Raw genomic sequence first — 21048 nt, forward strand, 5'->3', positions numbered from 1 at the left:
AATTCAACTTAGTCGCGCCACAATTCGTAACATTCGCCAAAACCTATTCTTCGCTTTTATCTACAACGTTGCTGGTATTCCCATCGCCGCCGGGATTCTTTTCCCCATCTTCGGTTGGTTGCTGAACCCCATCATCGCTGGTGCAGCAATGGCTTTTAGCTCGGTTTCCGTAGTCACTAATGCGCTGCGTTTGCGTAACTTTCAACCAAAAACACACTAACAACTTACTTTCATTTGGGCAGGAGGTTTTTCAATGGCGAACAAAACAGCATTCATTGGTAGTATAGCCAGTTTAGGCATTCTATTAGGAATTGCATCTGGTGAAGCAGTCGCACAAACATCCCATGATACACACTCATCTACAACAGTCAAAATCAATCAATTTCAACGTATCGAGCAGCCATTAGCGAGCAAAATAGCCGTCACCCTCGGCGGGTTGGGACTAATTGGCTTACAACTTTGGTGGTTTTTGCTAAGTAAACCTAAGTCTGAGAAAGCAGTTGCAACAGATGGGAATATTCAGGAGGTAACTGTCACCGTCGATGGGGGATACGATCCAAGTCGAATTGTGGTACGAGCAGGGCACCAGTACGACTGAAATTTGAACGCAAAGACCCTAGCAGTTGTTTAGAACAAGTTGTGATTCCAGACTTTCACATTGCCGCTGATTTACCTCTTAATCAAGTAACTTCTGTAGAATTTACACCCAAAAAACCAGGAACTTATCTCTTTAGCTGTGGAATGAATATGTTTCGTGGTGCGATAAGCCGGGTACGGCTTGCGCTTCGCGATCGCAGTCCAAACCGCAGCCACTAGTAAAGAAATAGTTCCTACTCAAATTAATGTTTAATAAGAGAGACTGAATGATATAAGTTGAAGACAAAAATCTCAGCCTAATTTAAATAAATTCCAGATACACGGCGATAAAATACCTTTGTGCATTTGTCTTGAAAAGTTCTAAGTACCGGAAGCCTACACTTAGAACTTTTTGATATGGTTATCTGTGATTGATTTTTTCATGTTTTTTATTTTTCCTCTTGACTCTCCAGATAGATGAGAAATTGTGGTGGAATGGGAGACTGAGGAAGCAAGTGCAGAACTAGACTGTAAGGTATAAAATTTTTCTCTCTGTAAAGAATGATAGAGAGTTTTATGAAATCAAATCGCGTCTTACCGCTTCTGAAATGATACGCCGCAGGTAACTCACTCTATCTTCTGCAGGTAGCCCGTGCAATGCTTCATGCACATCTTGCGGGAGTCTAATACCTGTTACTTTTTTTGAGAGAGGAATGCTATCTATCTCCCCATAAGCTTGAAACTGCTTGCTAATAAACGCTTTTGTTTGAACCGGATTGGGATTGCCTTTTGACATACAGTAGATGGATGCGATCGCCACTTCAACATTATGACATAAATCCCAGTTAACTGCGATTAATAGGTTTTTGAATTGTTGAATTTTTTCCTGAGAATTTGGATTGGGGATTGTATCCCCTGTTAACAGGGAAGACAATTGAACTATGAGGGACAACAAAAAATGAAACCCTCACAGGAGGCAATAAATTGACAGACCCAAATCAAAGTCGCAATGGGAGAGGCGAAGGTTGGATGCCCGTCTTCCGCATCTTCCAATTCCAGTTCAAACAACGAATCTGGGTTGAGATAGATCCCGTATCGGGACAAGAAACTCCAGTAGATAGAGAGGACATCTTGGATGACCTCGACATCCGGGGGGACGAAGAAGAGGAAAACGGTAGCAGCCAACGCTAATCCCTAAACCTCCAAGTGGCCTCCAACTAACCCTTGGGGGCTTTCCTAATTGCAGTTTATCCTAGGAGCAGATATGCAAAAAATAGTTTACCCTATTGAATACCGAGTGATTCAACGCAATATCACTTCAGAAAAGTCTTATTGGCACTTCCTGAAAGGCAGAGTATTTTACAATCCTTTAAATTTGCCAAGCGAGGGTGATATTGAATTCATGTTTGGTACGACAAAAAAGAAAGTTGCCATTGAGTTATTCCGAATCAATGGAGGTAAGCCAGGATATTACTTGGCAAACTTATTAGAGAATAAATACTACTACTGTGGACTTAATTGGGGAGATGTGAAAAATACTTTATCATGTCTTGGAATTGGTCAATAAGTATCGAATTTCAAAACAATTTTCAAATAAATGAACCTAGTATTTTATTGTAGAATAGGTTCTAGTAAAATAGTTTCTTGTAGTACGGGCGTCCTCGCCCGTTTATTTTGAGTGGGTAGCTAAAGACACATACTCAACAAAAGGTTTTTTCTTCTCAGGCATCTTTATTTAACTTGTAAAGAATTGATTACTATTCTTGTGCGTTTTTACTAAAACACTGTATAAGTCATGAAGATTACGCTAGTAATAATACAGGACTCATGAAATACTTGCGAGAAATCATCATAGCATTAAGTGTTGCCTTGATAGTTATTATGACGGCAACAAATACTCCGGCAAAAGATGTCGTCTCAGTGAGAAAGAACGTTATTAACCTAACACAACAGGAAAAATTAGACTTTGTTAATGCTATTAAAGAGTTAAAAACACGACCTGGTACTAACAACAAAAATGTCAGTATCTACGACGAGTTTGTTGGTATTCACATGGGAGCAATGTCATTCACAACAATGCATTTGGGTGGTTTAGTTACGCTACCACAGGATACACCTCCCACAGGTTTGGCCTCAGGAATTGACGCGGCTCACGAAAATGGAGGTTTTCTACCTTGGCATCGTGAATATTTAAACCGATTGGAAAAAGCCTTGCAGTCAGTCAACCCTAAAGTCACTATCCCCTACTGGGATTGGGCAGATCCTAGATCTGTTGATGTTATTTTCGACCCCGACTTTTTGGGGTCAAATGGTTCAGGAGATTTTGTTGACCTTCCAAATGGAGAGAAGCTTGAAGGGGGTCGCGTGGTGTCTGGTAATTTTTCTGAAGCTAACGGCTGGTCATTAATTCCAGAATTGCATTTTAAAATAGACACAGCTGAAACTTTAGGTACGTCACTCATACGCTATTTACCTCCACAATCTGCACCCGGCGTTCTGGGATTCCCCTTAGATAAAGAACAAACAGACAGAATACTCCAATCTAAAGACTATAAGACATTTCAGCTTTTCGTTGAAGGACAGATTATCGTCGATGTGAATGGTGTCGAACAACGATGCGAGCGAGAACCATGCAATCATAACCTCATTCATGCATTGCTGGATGGCAATATACAAAATCCTATTGGTCCGGGTCCCGCACTACGAAGCACTTTGAACAATGTTCCGGCTTCTCCTAACGATCCTGTTTTCTGGTTGCTTCATGCCAACGTAGATCGTCTTTGGGCAGAATGGCAGAATAATGGTCGCCAAGGCAGCAAGTTTTATGCTATTCCGGGTACAGAACTATATGGACACAATCTTAAAGACAAGATATGGCCTTGGGATGGAGGTGATTCCATACCAGGGTCGGTTGGTAGCATTGATATACGTCCCTACTTACCAGTTATTGCACCTGATGATATTGTCAGACCCAAAGATACATTGTCTCTCCGAAAGTATGGCTATACTTATGACACTCTTGTCAAATACTCTTTCAAAACTTTTCACTAATAATATGTTAGTCATCAACAAGGTTTGAGTTGAGAAGTCTTCTTTATACAGAGCTAATTCTATCAACATTTGCAAAAGTAAAGATGCGCCATGGCGCGTCTTTACATAAAATCTTGCTAGAGCTAATTTGTCTTATTTGAACAGTATTGTATACCAGTTTTCAATAAGAATCTAATATTAGAAGTATTTATAATTAATTAAAAAATAAGGTGGTCGTTTTTAAAGTATCAGTACTTGTGTTTGTAATTTTAGATAAAAGCTTGCCAATCTTTAAAGAATAAATATGTAGATTTTTTGGGTGAAATGCTAATTGCTTTCTCAGCATAATTACTTATATATTTCATGAAAATTTTGTCGTATCCGCAAAGAAGATTGGCAATTTATCCCTACTTTTTTATTTTTGTAAGTATCCGGATAAAGTTCATGAAATATGGATTATGAACAGAGCCGCCTCAATTTCTAACTGACAAATATTAAAGTTTAAAGGGACATATATCATGTTCAATTCTATTAAACGTAAAATGCTGGCTGTGTACTCTGACTCAATGTGTCAAATTGCGCGTTGGAAGTATAAGAAAAATTTGCCAGCATTGGAAGAAAGAGATCGGTGGATTGTTGATACTCTTAAACGTGATGGCGTTTGCGTAACAACAGTTGCAGATTTAGGATTAAATTCAAGCTCAGAACTGCTTAAAGCTGCCGAATGTCAGTTGTCTCGTATGGAAAAGCTAAATAATGAGCATCTCGATGAAAGATGGCCACAAATTCACACGGTTACAGGTTTACCAGAGTTCTTTCGTTGGGCAACAGAAAAAAGATTACTCAACATTATAGAAAATTATATTGGTCTTCCTATTACTTTTCATGGCGTACATTTACGGAAAGATTTTCCCAGCGAGCGCCAATTCGGTACATTACTATGGCACAGCGATGCAGAAGATCGGCGTTTAATCAAGATTTTCCTTTACTTGCATAATGTAGAAGAACAACATGGAGCATTTCAATACATTCCACGTTCTTTAACCTCTGTATTTAGTTGGCAATATTACCAACTTTATTACAAACTTTGGAAGTCAAGTTATATGGGTATAGATGATGAAGATGTAGAAAAAGCTATTCCCAAATCAGCTTGGAAATCTTGTCCGGGTTCAGCAGGTACGATTGTTCTTGTAGATACAAAAAATGTTTTACATCACGGTACAGTACGTACACAGACTCGCTCAACGCTATTCTTCTGTTATACAGCTAATCCCCCTGAGAGACCAGATCTCTGCACTCAATATTGGGATGATACTTATCCCAGAGCTGAGTTACTTTTGCCAGATGATTCAGTGACATATCCAGCCACACCACTACTGAGTCAGCAAAAAACTCTAACCTTCAAATAATCTTATAACCTTGCGCTCTGCACTACAGAACTTTCACTTTACCCAGCATTTTTAATTGAAAGCTGAGCTGCGAGCGTGCGATCGTCAAAGGCTGAGTGAGGAATCGATAAGATGCCTAATAATCTGGGTCGAGTTTCAGTTCCGCTAGATTTTACTCAATGGTTTCAATCCCGCCAGCGGGTTTCATTTAATTGAAAGGATTTTGGTAGAACAGACCCTACATTTGGTATTCGGTTTCAATCCCGCCAGCGGGTTTCATTTAATTGAAAGTCCCAAAGCCGCTTAAACAATTTGTTGTATTGAGGTCGTTTCAATCCCGCAAGCGGGTTTCATTTAATTGAAAGACTACACCCATCCATTGAGTAGTAGTATTTGTGGGGTGTTTCAATCCCGCAAGCGGGTTTCATTTAATTGAAAGTTTTATTCGATTTACTAGATAAAAAAGCGGCAATTAGGTTTCAATCCCGCAAGCGGGTTTCATTTAATTGAAAGAGGAGTTGGTCATGTCTTTAGACTGCTCAAAAGGTTTCAATCCCGCAAGCGGGTTTCATTTAATTGAAAGTCACGGTGCAGTTTGCAATTGTTCGGATCTCATGAATCGTTTCAATCCCGCAAGCGGGTTTCATTTAATTGAAAGAATGCACGTATGGATTTATTGCCTCTAACTTGACGGGTTTCAATCCCGCAAGCGGGTTTCATTTAATTGAAAGTGGCGATCGCCTGCAGGCGGTGTTGATCAGCCAATTCGTTTCAATCCCGCAAGCGGGTTTCATTTAATTGAAAGATCTGAGTAGCATTCAGGTAACGTGTGGGGATTGTTTCAATCCCGCAAGCGGGTTTCATTTAATTGAAAGCCGATGGGTTGCCAAACATCGAGGGCGCGGTTATTCTCGAAAGTTTCAATCCCGCAAGCGGGTTTCATTTAATTGAAAGCATTGCTTGACTCAAAGCAAGAATCGAGCACGACTAAAAGTTTCAATCCCGCAAGCGGGTTTCATTTAATTGAAAGCTCCAGCACCAGTTCGTAGCATTAATCGCTGCTTTCAATGTTTCAATCCCGCAAGCGGGTTTCATTTAATTGAAAGCACCGTCGCTATGTTGCCCAGTATTTTCGCTGTTAGGTTTCAATCCCGCAAGCGGGTTTCATTTAATTGAAAGCTGGATCGGAACTCATGATGTGACCGCTATTCCTGTAAGGTTTCAATCCCGCAAGCGGGTTTCATTTAATTGAAAGCTGCTGCTGACTCTCCCATAAATCCTCCGTCAACGGGTTTCAATCCCGCAAGCGGGTTTCATTTAATTGAAAGTAGATACCGCACAAATGAGGGCACACTCATCACAGTTTCAATCCCGCAAGCGGGTTTCATTTAATTGAAAGATTGATTGTCCTTCAGCAGTGGACATTTAACAATTCTGTTTCAATCCCGCAAGCGGGTTTCATTTAATTGAAAGTCTAGCTCTATTAGCTCATTCCGATAGCGGTCTAACGGTTTCAATCCCGCAAGCGGGTTTCATTTAATTGAAAGCAAAAGACATTGTTATTGGGCAAAAGTTTATCTTAAGTGTTTCAATCCCGCAAGCGGGTTTCATTTAATTGAAAGCTAAATAGCTCATACCAAATCATATTGTTGGTTAGACGTTTCAATCCCGCAAGCGGGTTTCATTTAATTGAAAGGTTTATGAGTGGTCGGATAATGGAGCACTGAAGATTGTTTCAATCCCGCAAGCGGGTTTCATTTAATTGAAAGATGTACAAAGATGCTATATCAATCGCATTGTACAAAGGTTTCAATCCCGCAAGCGGGTTTCATTTAATTGAAAGTTTGCAATTCTTCAACGCGCTGCTTCTCTTCTTTTGGTTTCAATCCCGCAAGCGGGTTTCATTTAATTGAAAGGGCTGGGGTCTGAAACGAGGATTTAGAAAGAGTTTTGCGCTGCATTTTGGCAAAGCTCTCTCAAAAGTTCATTTCAGGCTTCGTTCGCTCACAGCGAGAACTACCATAAAACGCTGTATCTATTACATTGTCAAGGTTCTGAAGTTTTGGCAGTACCCCCCGGTTTTTCGACCGCGCTTCGCCTTGCCAAAATTTATCTGTGTCTTCATGATAAAATAATGGCATCGTCTTGTCGAGGTTTGTTGAAACCGTAGGTAATTATTTTTTTAGCGCCTATATCTAGAATGTGGAGATTTGAGTAAAATCTTCTGCCTTCAGTAACTTTTACACATAAGTTGTATTTTATCGCGAGATGGAATGTGTTAGTTAATCTGGACGATTAGTGAGGCTGGCAAGGATAGCGACGGAATAGCTAATTCTATCGTCAGTTAGATTTTCCCAACTCTTCAACCTCTGACTCTCAGAAAACTGTTATCATCCCAGGAAAGCGGCTCTTGTTGACGTCGCTATTGATAAAAGTTATGGTGAAGAAAGTTGCGATTGTTGGTGCGGGACCTAGCGGGCTTTTGCTTGCTCATTACCTGTTACGCCGTGGCGAGCGATATAAAATTGATATTTATGACCGCCGTAGCGATCCAAGAAAAGTCCCATTCTCAAACTCCAGAACCTTTCCTATCTCCCTGAATGAAAGAGGTATGAGGGCTTTGAGAAATATTGAGGGTTTGGAGGAGGCGGTTGAAGCTATTAGCCTGAAAATGACTGGAACGATTTTTCACCAAAGGAATGGCAAGCAACGGGTAACGAATAGGAAAAAAGCTCTGACGACTCTCGATCGCACTAGTTTAGCGATAGTTTTATTAGAAAAGGTAACTGAAAGATACAATAGTAGCCACATCGACGTTCACTTCGATTGCCAATGCACTAATGTGGATTTTACAGCGAAGAAGCTAAAATTTCAGAACTTGGAGTCGGAAACGGATTTTGAGGTTGATTACGATATTTTAATTGGTGCAGATGGCTCGCGCTCTGTTGTGAGAGAACACTTTGCACGCACTAAGGATTTTCATTGCGAACAAAAGTATGTTCCCAACAACTATAAATCGATTTTTCTTCCTCCTCCTAAAGATGCAAAAATCAATTTAGAACAAGGCAAAATTCACTCGTGGATACTCAAAGATGGCACATTGGTGGTTTTATTGCATCAACGGTTTGGAGGAATGGGTGGTGTCATTCTATTTCTCCATAACAAGAATCAGGTAGATTCTCTTTCTACGACGGATGAAGTTTGCCAATTTTTTCAAAGTAATTTTCCAGAAGTCGCTCAACTCATGCCACAAGAGGAGGCTGAGGCTTTTCTGGCTAGACCAACATCAAGAATTTTAACAATCCGTTGCGATCGCTATCATGAGGGTGATAGCGTTTTGTTGATAGGAGATGCTGCTCATGCCGTATCTTCTTCTATAGGTCAAGGTTGCAATGCGGCTTTGGAAGATGTGGTTTTGTTAGATGCTTTGTTGAACGAATATTCTGATGATTTTTTATTAGCGATAGAACAATTTACTGTTCGTCGAAAGCAGGATGCTCTTGCTTTGGTTGAGCTTGGCGATAACGCTTTTCCTTCAACAACAAGACTATTTATTGAGTTTGCTTTAAGAGAGAGCGTTGCTCGATTTCTACACAAAGTATTCCCACAATACTTTATACCTCCTCTTTCTGAGTTGATATTTGAAACAACAACTCCCTATTCAGATATTTTGGATTTATACAAAGGTTGGATCTCTAAAGTTAGAAAATCCAATGCTTCTCTTCAATAAGTCTCACTCACTATCCCCCTTAAAAAGCTACAGTGTATACACAAGTTGAATTTACCCCCCTTTAATATCTTTAGAGGTTATTTATAAAGTCAATCTTAAATCGCTTTTTTCCAAATTGGGATGCTCCCGTTTAAAAGAGTTACAGCAGTTCCCACGTTCGTGAGGTACAACTGCTTTCATCCCCCCTTGGCAAGGGGGGACAGAGAGGGGTAATTTTTGTACCTCCCCAAGTTGAAATCTGCTGTATTTAGTATTAACTCTTACATAAATTAAATGGTATATAAATCTAGAATCCACATCAGGTAGATTACTGATTCTTAGTTTTTTAAACCAATTCTTTAACATATACGTCTCAATTATTTTTTTCTATTAAAGATAATCAATTTTTGTAGTCATCTTTGGAAATAGAAGACGATATTTATGTCAGAGACATCAGATAAAGAGTTTTAAAAATGACAACCAAACAATTGATACGCCTTACTCAATTTGCAGTTCCTTTCGTAACGACTTGCATTCTGGGTTTTTCCGGTTATGCTAACGCTTCTACACTAGGTATTGCTTCAGATTTCAACGCCTTTGTTCTTGGAGATATGAAACAATCATCTGATACCGAAGGTAGAGTTGCTATAGGTGGGAATGGGACATTAACTAACTATGGTGTGGGAGATAGACTCACTAATTCACATGGTACGAGAGACGATATAATTGTTGGTGGTACATTAATTTACAACGGTGGTCAGGTATTTAACGGTAATGTTGTATATGGTACGGGTTCTGCTCCAACAGTCAGTACTCCAAATGGTAGTATCAGACAAGATAACTCAATTGACTTCACTGCTGCTGGACAACACTTAAAAAGTCTATCTGCATATTTAGCGGGTTTAACTCCTAACGCTACTACAACTGTTCATAACTGGGGAGGAATCGAATTACAAGGGAGCAGCTCAGATTTAAACATTTTTAAGATTAATGAAAATGTTTTTGCACCAAACAACTATGTTAATAATTTCAGCATTAACGGACCTTCCACTTCTAGCCTCATCGTCAATATCGGCGGTACAAATATCTCCATGAAAAACTTTGGTTTTTCTAATAATCTTATGTCCGGTTTGAGGCAGAAAGTTTTATTTAATTTCTATGAGGCTACTAGCATTGAACTAACAAACATAGGTTTTCAAGGCAGTATTCTTGCACCTCTAGCGCACTTGAAAACCACATATGGTGAAGTGAATGGTCAAGTCATTGTGGCTTCATCGGAAGGAAGTGGAGAATATCACGATTATCAATTTACAGGTACTTTACCTGATATGCCATCCACTAATACCAATACTTCTACTGATAGCACAACTAGTGGCGCTCCCTCCACTGGTGGCACAACTGATAGCAATACCTCTACTGGTAGCAATGATACTGTAGTTGATAGTACTATTAGCAATACAACAACTAATAGCAATTCTCAAACCACAACAGTTCCTGAACCAGCGACTGTGGCAAGTTTGAGTTTGATGGCTGCTACAATGAGTTTGATTCGCCGCAAGCGTATGAGATGAAATTGCTTTGAGATGTTTGTCAAAATTTGCAAGATATTTGCTCTCAAAATCAATCAACCATATACTTAGGTTGAGCCAGAATCTATACCATGAAAGAGTGTCGATTCTGGCTATATATTAATTTTAACTTATTCAAAATTAGTCGCTTTTTTTAATAAAGCTGCTATGAATGGGAAGTATATTCTGACCTACAATGCCGCCTAAGACTTATTAGTCATCCATCATTGGTAAGAATTTTAGTTTTATTATACTCTAGAATGTATCTCTATTTCTCCTACCTATTGAGTGTAGAGCTACTTAATTTTGTGATATTCTTAAACAGGGCAGGAGTAAGCCTCCCATATAAGTACAAGAAATTAACAGTCGGATCTGCGATCGCTCGCAAATAAGTCATTAGATATGAAAGCATCATTTTCTTCTATCTCGAAGCTGAAAGAATATTGGGAAGAATACTTATCTGGGGAATTACCTTTACTCGAATTACCTACTAGTTCACCTCGCTCTTCTGTAAAAACTTCCAATGACTTTTCATACACCTTTGCAATCGATAATAGATTAACTGCGTTATTAAAGCAACTCGCTTTCTCTGAAAATATTAGTCTCGATCGCCTTCTTTTAGCAGCATTTAAAGTTCTGCTTTACCGTTATACAAATGAAACAGATATTCTGGTTGGTTTGCTAGTAAATCAGCAAGATAGCTCTCAATGTGGAGAAGTAACGAGCAACTTTGCTAATGTAGTTATTTCACGAGATTTTATTTCAGAAAAGGTTTCATTTAAAAACTTTTTAAGTCAAGTTAATCATACTGTTTCAGAAATAAGGAAGTATCAAGACTACCCGTTTAGATTGTTAGTAGAAGAATTACAATCAAAGTCTAACCCAAGCTATTCAGCTATCTGTCAAGCTTTATTTACTTTCCAAAATGGAAATAAATCAGAAGCCACATCAAAGTTCTTTGAGACATTAGCCAATCGGCAGATGACAAACCAAGAACTAGAAGACAGGGAACACTCGCAGCAAAAAGTTGAATTTGGTTTAAGCTTAGAAGTCATTCAGCTTTCTGAATCATTACAGAGTTCCTTTAAGTACAACAGCGGTCTGTTGGATGAAGCGATCGCTGCTCAAATAAGCGAACATTTCCAGAATTTACTAGAAAGTATTGTATCAGATCCAGAACAGTCAGTCGCTCAGTTACCATTACTTAGTGAGAGAGAACGAGAGAAAATATTGGTTGAATGGAATACCACTGAGATTGACTGTGACCCTACTTTATGTCTTCATCAATTAATTGAAGCACAAGTCGAGCGAACGCCAAATGCGATTGCAGTTTCTTTTGCAGAGGAACATCTTACCTATCGCGAACTGAACGAAAGAGCCAATCAATTAGCACGTTACTTACAAACACTAGGAGTTAAGCCAGAAGTATTGGTGGGTGTTTGCATCGATCGCTCTTTGGATATGCTGGTAGGACTTTTAGGGATTTTGAAAGCTGGTGCTGCTTACTTACCTCTAGATCCTGGTTATCCACAAGAACGCTTAGAGTTAATCTTAAGCGATTCTCAAGTACCAGTATTACTGACTGGCGATCGAAAGTTATTTGCTGATGATGAATATAGAAAAGTCATCTGTTTACACGCGGATAAGGAAAAAATCGCTACCCATAGCAAAGATAACCTCATAACAGATATCACTGGCAAAAATTTGGCTTACGTTATTTACACTTCCGGTTCAACTGGTAAGCCTAAAGGAGTGGTAATTCCTCACAGTGCTGTAGTCAATTTCTTAAAATCCATGCAGCATAAACCTGGAATCACTGAGTCGGATGTACTTTTGGCAGTGACTACAATATCATTTGATATTGCTGCCTTGGAGCTATACCTGCCCTTGATTACAGGTGCTAGAGTGGTGTTGGCTACTCGCGAAGTGGCGAGCGATGGTAAGCTGCTCAAAGAGCTAATTAATACTTCTGGTGCGACAGTGATGCAAGCCACACCAGCAAGTTGGCGAATGTTGCTTGCTGCTCAGTGGAATGGTTCTCCTCAACTGAAAATTCTTTGTGGTGGGGAAGGCTTAACTAGCGATTTGGCACAGCATTTGTTAGAAAAAGGTGCTGCTGTCTGGAATCTTTATGGACCGACTGAAACTACTATTTGGTCAACTGTTTGTAAAGTAGAAGTATCGTTACTATCTCGTGCGTTAGTCCCTATCGGGCGTCCTATAGCCAACACGCAAATCTACATATTAGATTCCTTTCTTCAACCAGTTCCTGTGGGAACGATCGGCGAGTTGTATATAGGTGGTGTTGGAGTTGCACGCGGTTATCTCAACCGTCCCGAACTGACTGCTGAACGATTTATAGATAGTCCTTTCTCACTTGATAGCCGTCTTTACAAAACGGGAGATTTAGCACGTTACCTGTCTGATGGTAATATTGAGTACGTTAGTCGCATAGATAATCAAGTAAAAATTCGAGGTTATCGGATCGAACTTGGAGAAATAGAAAACACTTTATCTACTCATCCACAAGTACAAGAAGCGGTTGTAATTGTTCGTTGCGTTCGCGAAGCGACTTTGAATGAGTACCGCTCCCCGGAAAAACAAATAGTAGCTTATATCACTAGTAAACACGAAACTCCAACTCCTGAAACTTTGCGTGACTTTCTCAAACAGAAGCTACCGGATTACATGATACCAATAGCTTTTGTGACATTGGATAAATTACCTTTAACTCCTAGTGGAAAAGTAGATCGTCGTGCTTTGCCAAAGCCAACAGTTTCTAACTTCTGCCAACATAATCAATTTGTCGCACCAAGCAGCGATACCGAACGGAGATTAGCAAAAATCTGGTCAGAGATTTTGAACATTCAGCAAGTCGGGGTGAAAGATAACTTCTTTGAAATTGGTGGCAATTCTCTTTCAGCAATTCATTTAATAGCTTCTATTGAGAAGCACTTTGGTAAAGAACTACCCGTATCACTAGTGCTAATCAATCCCACTATTGAAAAATTTGGACGCCTTCTCGATACCAATTCAGAGACTTTTGATAACTCCCCCTTAATTCCCATCCAACCAAAAGGTAACAAGCAGCCATTTTTCTGCGTACATCCGGCGGGAGGTCATGTTATGTGCTACTTTAGATTAGTGCATTATCTAGGTGCAGACCAACCGCTTTATGGCTTGCAAGCACAGGGGTTTCATGGAGGAGAAGAACCCTTGACGCGAATCGAGGATATGGCAAGATTGTATATCCAAGCCATTCAGAAAGTTCAACCTCAAGGTCCCTATCAAATTGGCGGTTGGTCATTTGGGGGAGTTGTAGCCTATGAAATGGCACAACAATTGCACAAGCAAGGACAGGAAGTTTCTTTGTTAGCAATACTGGATTCCTACGTTCCAATTTTGTTAGATAAAAACAAAAAAATTGATGCTCCTTACTTGGTGGGTGCTCTTTCTAGGTACTTTGGTGGAATGTTAGGTCAAGATAATTTAGTCACTCCTGATGAAATTAAGCACTTGAGTGCTGACGAACAAATTGAATACATTCTTGATAAGGCAGTAGAAGTCAAGATATTACCATCATCAAATCAAAACCGACGTATTGTTGATGTGTTAGTTGGAACGCTAAAAGCTACTTATTCCTATGTGAAACAGCCTTATCCAGGAAAAGTTACTGTGTTCAGGGCTACAGAAAAGCATATCATGGCTCCCGATCCCACCCTTGTGTGGGTGGAATTATTCTCTATAATGGATGCGGGCGATATAAAGATAGTTGATGTTTCAGGTAATCACTACACATTCATCTTGGAACCTTATCTACAAGTCTTGGCAGAATGGTTGAAGTTATGTCTGGCTTGATGATTAGGGATTGGGAAAAAGAGGTTACCATTCTATTTTTGTGAGCGCTCGCTTTTGGTACGCTTTGCCAATGCCTGTAGTAGGGTGGGCATTGCCCACCCTACAAAATTGGTAATGCTAGGGAAAAAGTTTTCATAACAATAGATGTCTAGCGGGATTTTGGAGAAGATTGTTTAAATTCCATTACGGTTAAGCTAGTTCCCGTGTGAATGACTTGTTCTAATCGAAAACCACTAGCTTCAAACAGCTCCTTATATTCCTGTTCCGTGCGCCAGTATCCCCCAGGATTAGTCACCATCATTTGAACTGCAGCAAGAGCTGGGACAGTTCCGTCTGGATATTCTACTGGCGCACCACGAGGTGGCACTAGTGTTTGTAGAAGTATAACTTTACCGTGTTCTGGCAGAGCTTCTCTACAGCGAGTTAGTACGTGAATAGCGTCTTTAGTGTTAAAGACGGAGAGAAAATACTTCATCACGATTGCATCTGCACCCTTTGGTACTTCCTCCAAGACGTTACCACCAATGACTTGCACTTCATCTTGATTCAGCCCTTGCTCTGCTAGGAAAGTAGGAGCTGTTTCAACCTCATGGGGTAGATCGAACAACATACCTTTACAGCCAAATTTTTTGACAATATGAGCAATTAATGCACCTTGATTGCCTCCAACGTCCATAACTGTCTCAAATTGGTGAAAATCATAGACTTCAAATAGCGAATCAACTGCTTGATTCGTTAAATAACTCATGGCATTGTTAAACAGATTTCTACTCTCAGGGTTCTCTGCTATGAAGAAGTCGTAGAATTTCTTGCCATGTGCTCTTTCAAAAGCCACTTCCCCTGTTTTCAAGGAATCCCCTAGTTCCCTCCATGCATCCCACATACTAGGTTCTGCAATATGGAGTAGGAAATGTCCCAGAGAAGGTTCTGCGTTTGTTATCAGTTGTTCTGAGAGTTCTGTTGCTGCAAATACACGTCCCGGTTTTTCTACAAACACACCTAAATGAGCTAAAGCACGCAAAACAACATACAAATTTTCTACTTTCGTGGAGGTTGCTTTTGCGATCGCTTCTACAGCCATTGGTTCTGAATGTAGGAGGTTAGGTATACCTAAGTTTGTTGCAATGTAAAGGCATTGGCTTTGCCAGTAGCCATAAATCATTTGAGCAAGCTTCTTGGATGCTGCGGTGGTTCCTAACAAATTCTATTTCTCCTTATTAAAAATTTTATGTTACTCTTTATCTACATTAGAGTTATTAAACTATTATTCTAGCAGTTTTATCCCTCTTACATATCAACTTTCTCGCCGCTTTTGTATTTGTGGGAGCGGGCATTCTCGTGCCTGCAATGTTAGATGCGATAGGCTGAGTACAGCTTGCGCTTCGCTCCGATGAAGCCTCTGTGAGGATAAGAGGAATACTTGTCGGCGTCATATCATGTCCGGTTAAACAATTATGATTTACCTTATGCAAAGGCGAGGCAGCGCGTTGCGGGGGTTCCCCCCGTTGTAGCGCCTGCCGTCGCAAAGACGCGAAGAAGTCTGCTGAGGTTTTATGATAACTAATTTGTCTGACATGATATCACACCCATTTGAGAAAAGTGGGTTTTGTTCGGTATCGAACATCGCTAGCATATTCACAGGTATAAAATCATAAAAATCAGATATAACAGTAACATCATTTCTAGCTTATACTTAAATATAAATTCGGTTTACTTAACAGTAATGCTGTCGTAATACTTACATTTTACGGGTAAAACCAAGAAAAGTAAAAAAGTAGCGAGAAATACCTCTGCACATAGTAGTAACACTTTTGGAAGACATTAATGAAGGTTAATCTGAAGTTCCCACAAGAACATTTATTTGCAACACAAACTACGACAGCATTTGCTTCATTGCTAATTAGCTTAGTGGCTCTGTCTTTTTCGCCAATTCTGATTCGCTTGGGCGAAGGCGAACTCAGTCCAAATGCAATAATCTTTAATCGCTTTTGGATCTCTACTGTTGCTTTTTTGCTGTGGATGGGAGTAACAGCAATACGTCAGCGATTGTCTAATAGCCAACCTCAAAAACAGCCAGTTTACACCATCCGACTACTTGTACTCCTATTAGGAGTTGGGTTTGTCATGGTAGCTACTCTTGTTCTCTGGGCTTGGTCGCTCAATCAGACTAGCGTTGCAAACTCTACGCTCATGCACAATCTGGCTCCAGTATTTACCGTCCTAGGAGGGTGGCTGATCTGGGGAAAGCGCTTTGACATGAGATTTATGTTCGGTATGTTGGTAGCAATGGCGGGAGCTTGCATCCTAGCATACCATGATTTCTCATCTACTACTGGAGGAGAATTCCAAGGAGATCTATTAGCATTACTGTCAGCTGGTTTTCTTGGTCTATACCCACTTATCGTTGAAGAACTACGAACGCAATTGAGTTCAATCGTTATCATGACTTGGTGTTCTGCGATCGGTACTCTTTTACTTTTACCTGTTATGATTCTGTCGGAAGATAGACTTTTTCCCTGTTCTTTAAGCGGGTGGTTAACCGTAATTTCTCTAGCTTTAATATGCCAAATACTGGGGCTAGGGCTTTATGCTAATTGCCTCAAGAAGCTATCTTCAGGATTTGTCTCCTTATGCGATTTGTTCGTACCTGTCCTTAGCTCTCAGGAAGCTTGGGTTATCTTTTCAGAAAGCCCAAGCTGGGCTACCTTGATAAGTTTTGCGGTAATTGTGTTAGGAATATATATAACTTCATTTAGCGAAACTGTTATCAAGTCAAGCGAGCGCGGTAAAATCTTACCACCTAGCACTGAAAAGCTCTCTTCCCTAGCCTCTAACCCTTGACCTCTAGAAGAGGGAATGGGAAATGGCGAATGGGGAGTAGGGAATGATACCAATTTTTGTAGGGTGGGCAATGCCTACCAACATCAAACGATGGGCATTGCCCACCCTACGCCTTATTTTCAAGCTAGACACTCATAGGCAATAGCCCACAACCAGGGGATGAAAATGTCTCTTTCCCAGTCCCCATTGCCCCTCAACAAGGAGGGGAGTCCGAGTTCCCCAATCCCCAGTCCCCATTTCCATCAGAATCAGTTGTTTCACCTTAATGAAGACGATGCAAAATCTTCCAATTTCTATTTCAGACAACATAAGATTACGGTTTTTGCAGGATGAAGAGAAAACCTTTTCGAGTTCTGAAACAGAACTACCTCTAGTTGTACAGCCTGTCAATGACAAATCTTTTGCAGTTTTAGAAGCACGACTCCACGAAAGCAGCGACTGGTTCAATAAACAGCTAGATAAATACGGAGCTATTTTGTTTCGGGGATTTGAAGTGGAGAGTGCAGAGCAATTTCAAAAAGTTTTAGAGCTATTGCACGTCCAGCTTGAGTCACATTATCACTTTGGTAGCGCTCATCGTGTCAGAATAACCGATAAAGTCTTTACCTCTTCTGAAGCTCCACCAGATACAATTATTGCTCCTCACAACGAACTCAATATGGTACCAGTGCGACCTGGCATACTTGCTTTCTTTTGTCAAGTTCAACCCGATCGCTATGGCGAAACCCCTATTATAAATACTGAAAAGTTATTTTACGACCTCTCTCCCAAGTTACAGCACAAAATTGCCAACTATCCTCAGCGATTTGTGCGATATGTTCCCTATCATTTATTAGAGATTGTCTTCGAGGATCTTTCACACGAAGAGATTACCGAACTCCTCCAGAAACAAGGCTTTGATTTTAACTGGGAAAAAGATGGCTCCATTTCTTTTGAGTGTTCTTATATTCCTTTATTTAGTCACCCAAGAACGAGCAAACTCTGCTTTTGCCTTAGCATTGTTGATTGTTTAGTCAGTCGTGAATGGTATCGAAACCTCAGACAACGGTATTCATTGAGAAAAAGGCTCTATTACGATTTCCTTCCAGCCAACTTGTATAAAAGTATTCAACAAGGATTAACAACAGCAGCAACTGTTGTCGATGGTTCGCAAAAACGAACGAGTACCCTGAATGCATATTTTGTGAACGAGAGCGATCGATATGTAACAATGACAGAAGCAGAAGCACAAGAATTAGGCAAAGCTGAATGGAAAAATGCTGCCATCTTTTCCTGGAAGCAAGGCGATGTTCTTGTCATTGATAACTTACAAGTTGCCCATAGTAGGCTGAATACTAAACTCAAGCGTAAAATACTTACCGCTTTCGGAAATATGTGTAACATTCACGACATGAAACCAGCTTTATTACAAAGTCTCTCCCAGTCCCTAGTCTCCAATCGCTAGTCCCCATTTTCAAAATATCAACTCATGTATAACAACACCATAGAAGATCGCAAGGCAATGCAAAGAGTTATTTGCATCATGATCCTGTTTTACTTAATTCAATCATACGGGGCTTATCCAGGGCTTTTCGGTCTTCCTCTGACTATATATCTTAAAGATAACCTTGGACTTTCGCCAGCACAGTTAGCAACCTTCAGCAGTTTGATTTTTACTCCCTGGCTAATCAGACCGCTATATGGAATTATTGAAGATACCATTCCAATTTTTGGTTATCAGTTCAAAAGCTATTTTTTGATTTGCTATACATTAGCAACTACCGTCTTACTAGGATTAAGTGGCTTACAATTCAATACAGTTTCTCCACTAATAGGTGGCTTAATATTAGTCAATATAGCTATAGCCTTTAGCGATGTATTGACAGACAAAATAATGGTCGTTCAAGGTAAAGTTTTCAACAATACTGCTCTCTTACAAGCAATTCAATGGACGGCTTTGAGTCTCGGACAAGCGCTGTTGTATTACATTGGTGGCTGGCTTGCTCAAAATTCCAGTTTATCAATCGCTTTTCTGCTAACTGCAATTGTACCGTTTCTTGGTCTAATTGCCACCATCGTATTACTTGCTGATGAAAAAAAGCAGCCAAAAACAGGTTCATTTCAAAGAGGTTTAAAATCTCTTTGGTTAGGAGTAAAATCACGACAATTTCTAACCGCTCTAGGCTTTATTGCTTGCTTGGAGTTTACTCTCATTCCCTCCTTAGTTAATTATATCGTCTATTATCAAAAAGAAAGTTTGAATTTCGATCCTCAATTTATAGGGATTTTAGGTACGGTTGAAGCTGTTGCCAATGCTTTGGGCGCGATCGCTTTTGGTATTTTTGCCTCCAGAATTTCACGACGGTGGCTGCTCAATCTTGCTGTTGGCTTCAGTGTTGTTTCTACCCTCGGTCTGTTATTTATTTACAATATGCAAAGCGCTATCTTAGTGAGTCTATTTTTTGGATTTTTTTCCATAGTAGCTATGCTAGGCGTATTGGAAATTGCAGCTAGAGCCTGTCCTGTTGGTGCAGAAGGTTCAACGTATGCGGTGTTCATGTCCGTGTATCATTTAGTTAAACAACCCGGTACTATCTTGGGTGGTTATCTATACGATCGCGGAGTTCCAGTTTCCACCCTTGTCATTATCAGTGCAGTCTTTACAGCCTTCTGCTGGTTTTTAATTCCTCTACTTAGGTTAGCGCAAAAGCCCAGTTTATAGAACGGGCACAAAGACATGATATCACTCTATGAGCTCGCCAAGGTTAAAATCTATTCTTACCCAACCTTTGAGTCTTCGTAGATTGTCGAGAAGGAGTAAAGGAATTTGCCAGTGATGTACCATTAGGAACGGTAGGGGGTCATCCACCTCAAAAATTGCCTCTTTCCCCCGCCAAACGTTTCTTATCCAGGTTTGTAATTGCTTCAACGATCTAATCCCAGTCAGCCTCCAGACTTCGTGGTACAGCCAATAAGTTGGCTTACTATCAGGTAGAGGTTGCAAAGGTTCAGCCAGAGGTTCTTTACCAAGGTACGCATCCGCTACCCCTGGATGGTTGTAAAACATAGTAATCGCGGAGTGAGTGCGGGGGTTGCACTCAATCGGATAAACAGTTCCGTCAACAGCTTGAATGATATCAAAGGAAGCCTCTCCGGTCAGTCCCAGTTCTTTGACAAAATGACTCACCCATTGTAAAATTTCAGGCTTATCAATATTTTCGTAGTTGACTTGAAAGGCGGATGACTCACAGCAGCAGTACAGTCTTAACTCCCCATTTCGTATGGTACCGTGAGTACAGTATTCCTGTCCGGGGATGAATTCCTGCATAATCCAAGGCTTCTCCTCGCTGATAGGCAGACTCTTGACAAATGCTGCTGTCTCCTCAGAAGTGTCGCAGGGTAGCTTGGTCATGTTCAAGCGGCGCAGGCTGTCGTAAGGAATGCTTTTGAGAATGTACTTATTCTTCTCGTGGGAAAAGTCGAAGTTTAGAACTTGCTCTGGAGCGGTAATTTTGAAGGATTTGGGAACTGATAAACCGAATGAGCGTGCTTTTTCGGCAAAGGCAAACTTATCATCCAACCATCGAAGTGGAAAATCTCGCAACAGCCAGATAACACTGGCTTATCCTCGGGGTCGAAGTAGCTGACGGCGAAAATGGCTACCGGAATAAAAAAGTCTATGTTTTCTTTTTCGGCGATCGCACGTAGGGATTGAGTGTAGCCTTCTAGGTCTTTCTGGGGTTCAGGAACGGTGTAATAGCCTGCGACAGCCTTGGAAAATCGATGACCGGATAACCAGTATTTGTGAATGTCAACTAAAATTACCCGATGACCCGCAGCGTGAAAGGAGCGCGCTAGTTGAACGGTTTTGGTCATCCTACCGCCACCAATCAAGATATTTTTGGGATTTTCGGTTAAAACCACTTGCTTGTGAAACGGACGAGCGATCGAATCCCATAGCAACGCTGCTAAGACGACAATGCAGTTCAAGGGAAAAGCGATCGCCAGTAATGCAAGGGTTCCCAAGTTTTGGAACACTGCAAAAATACGCGCCTTTACAAATTGTAATTGAATCATTAGCTCTAAAATTTTGTTTTGA

The 21048-nt window shown here is 40.5% G+C and carries 13 protein-coding genes, 2 pseudogenes and 1 CRISPR repeat array; of the genes and pseudogenes, 12 read left to right on the forward strand and 3 right to left on the reverse strand.

Annotated features, from left to right (window positions below):
* Together ACKTT2_RS20705 and ACKTT2_RS20710 are read left to right on the forward strand one after the other, a co-directional pair.
* Positions 1-220, forward strand: a 220-nt coding sequence (locus ACKTT2_RS20705; protein WP_407890332.1) for a hypothetical protein, incomplete at its 5' end; no start/stop codon positions are given.
* Between the two features lie 33 nt (positions 221-253).
* Positions 254-816, forward strand: a pseudogene (locus ACKTT2_RS20710) (cupredoxin domain-containing protein).
* A gap of 334 nt (positions 817-1150) precedes the next feature.
* Here the strand turns inward: ACKTT2_RS20710 and ACKTT2_RS20715 are convergent.
* Positions 1151-1510 carry a hypothetical protein gene (locus ACKTT2_RS20715; protein WP_407890333.1) on the reverse strand — a complete coding sequence of 120 codons (360 nt, stop codon included), beginning with the start codon at positions 1508-1510 and terminating at the stop codon, positions 1151-1153.
* 50 nt (positions 1511-1560) lie between these two features.
* Between ACKTT2_RS20715 and ACKTT2_RS20720 the strand changes: the two genes are divergently transcribed.
* The 7 genes from ACKTT2_RS20720 to ACKTT2_RS20750 all read left to right on the forward strand — a co-directional run bounded on the left by ACKTT2_RS20720 (position 1561) and on the right by ACKTT2_RS20750 (position 14129).
* The gene (locus tag ACKTT2_RS20720) at positions 1561-1767 is read left to right on the forward strand and encodes a hypothetical protein (RefSeq protein ID WP_407890334.1); all 207 of its coding nucleotides are present in this window, start codon (positions 1561-1563) and stop codon (positions 1765-1767) included.
* Between the two features lie 73 nt (positions 1768-1840).
* Positions 1841-2143, forward strand: a complete 303-nt coding sequence (locus tag ACKTT2_RS20725) for a hypothetical protein (protein WP_407890335.1) — start codon at positions 1841-1843, stop codon at positions 2141-2143.
* Between the two features lie 260 nt (positions 2144-2403).
* Complete coding sequence (locus tag ACKTT2_RS20730) at positions 2404-3627, forward strand: tyrosinase family protein (RefSeq protein WP_407890336.1); 1224 nt, start codon at positions 2404-2406, stop codon at positions 3625-3627.
* Between the two features lie 497 nt (positions 3628-4124).
* Entirely contained in the window at positions 4125-5015 is an 891-nt protein-coding gene (locus ACKTT2_RS20735) for a phytanoyl-CoA dioxygenase (protein ID WP_407890337.1), read from the forward strand.
* Positions 5016-5176: 161 nt separating this feature from the next.
* Positions 5177-6910: direct repeats of the CRISPR family, unit length 37 nt; unit sequence GTTTCAATCCCGCAAGCGGGTTTCATTTAATTGAAAG.
* A gap of 521 nt (positions 6911-7431) precedes the next feature.
* Positions 7432-8724, forward strand: coding sequence for an FAD-dependent oxidoreductase (locus tag ACKTT2_RS20740; RefSeq protein WP_407890338.1), 1293 nt, complete (start codon positions 7432-7434; stop codon positions 8722-8724).
* 452 nt (positions 8725-9176) lie between these two features.
* Entirely contained in the window at positions 9177-10274 is a 1098-nt protein-coding gene (locus ACKTT2_RS20745) for a choice-of-anchor A family protein (protein ID WP_407890339.1), read from the forward strand.
* 399 nt (positions 10275-10673) lie between these two features.
* Positions 10674-14129: a non-ribosomal peptide synthetase gene (locus ACKTT2_RS20750; RefSeq protein WP_407890340.1), complete on the forward strand. Its 3456-nt coding sequence runs from the start codon at positions 10674-10676 to the stop codon at positions 14127-14129.
* Between the two features lie 148 nt (positions 14130-14277).
* Here ACKTT2_RS20750 and ACKTT2_RS20755 read toward each other — a convergent pair whose 3' ends face one another.
* Complete coding sequence (locus tag ACKTT2_RS20755; protein WP_407890341.1) at positions 14278-15330, reverse strand: methyltransferase; 1053 nt, start codon at positions 15328-15330, stop codon at positions 14278-14280.
* 623 nt (positions 15331-15953) lie between these two features.
* On the opposite strand from ACKTT2_RS20755, the gene ACKTT2_RS20760 reads away from it, so the two are divergent.
* The 3 genes from ACKTT2_RS20760 (at position 15954) to ACKTT2_RS20770 (ending at position 19671) form a co-directional block, all read left to right on the forward strand.
* Positions 15954-16970: a DMT family transporter gene (locus ACKTT2_RS20760; RefSeq protein ID WP_407890342.1), complete on the forward strand. Its 1017-nt coding sequence runs from the start codon at positions 15954-15956 to the stop codon at positions 16968-16970.
* A gap of 274 nt (positions 16971-17244) precedes the next feature.
* On the forward strand, positions 17245-18414 hold the full coding sequence (locus ACKTT2_RS20765) for a TauD/TfdA family dioxygenase (protein ID WP_407890343.1): 1170 nt from the start codon (positions 17245-17247) through the stop codon (positions 18412-18414).
* A 24-nt stretch (positions 18415-18438) separates the two neighbouring features.
* Positions 18439-19671 (forward strand): MFS transporter, encoded by a 1233-nt coding sequence (locus ACKTT2_RS20770; protein WP_407890344.1) that lies wholly within the window; start codon positions 18439-18441, stop codon positions 19669-19671.
* A gap of 21 nt (positions 19672-19692) precedes the next feature.
* Here the strand turns inward: ACKTT2_RS20770 and ACKTT2_RS20775 are convergent.
* Positions 19693-21026, reverse strand: a pseudogene (locus ACKTT2_RS20775) (ATP-grasp domain-containing protein).
* Positions 21027-21048: the final 22 nt, after the last annotated feature.

This window comes from Scytonema hankhaensis NUACC26 (assembly GCF_045865695.1).
Lineage (GTDB): Bacteria > Cyanobacteriota > Cyanobacteriia > Cyanobacteriales > Nostocaceae > Scytonema.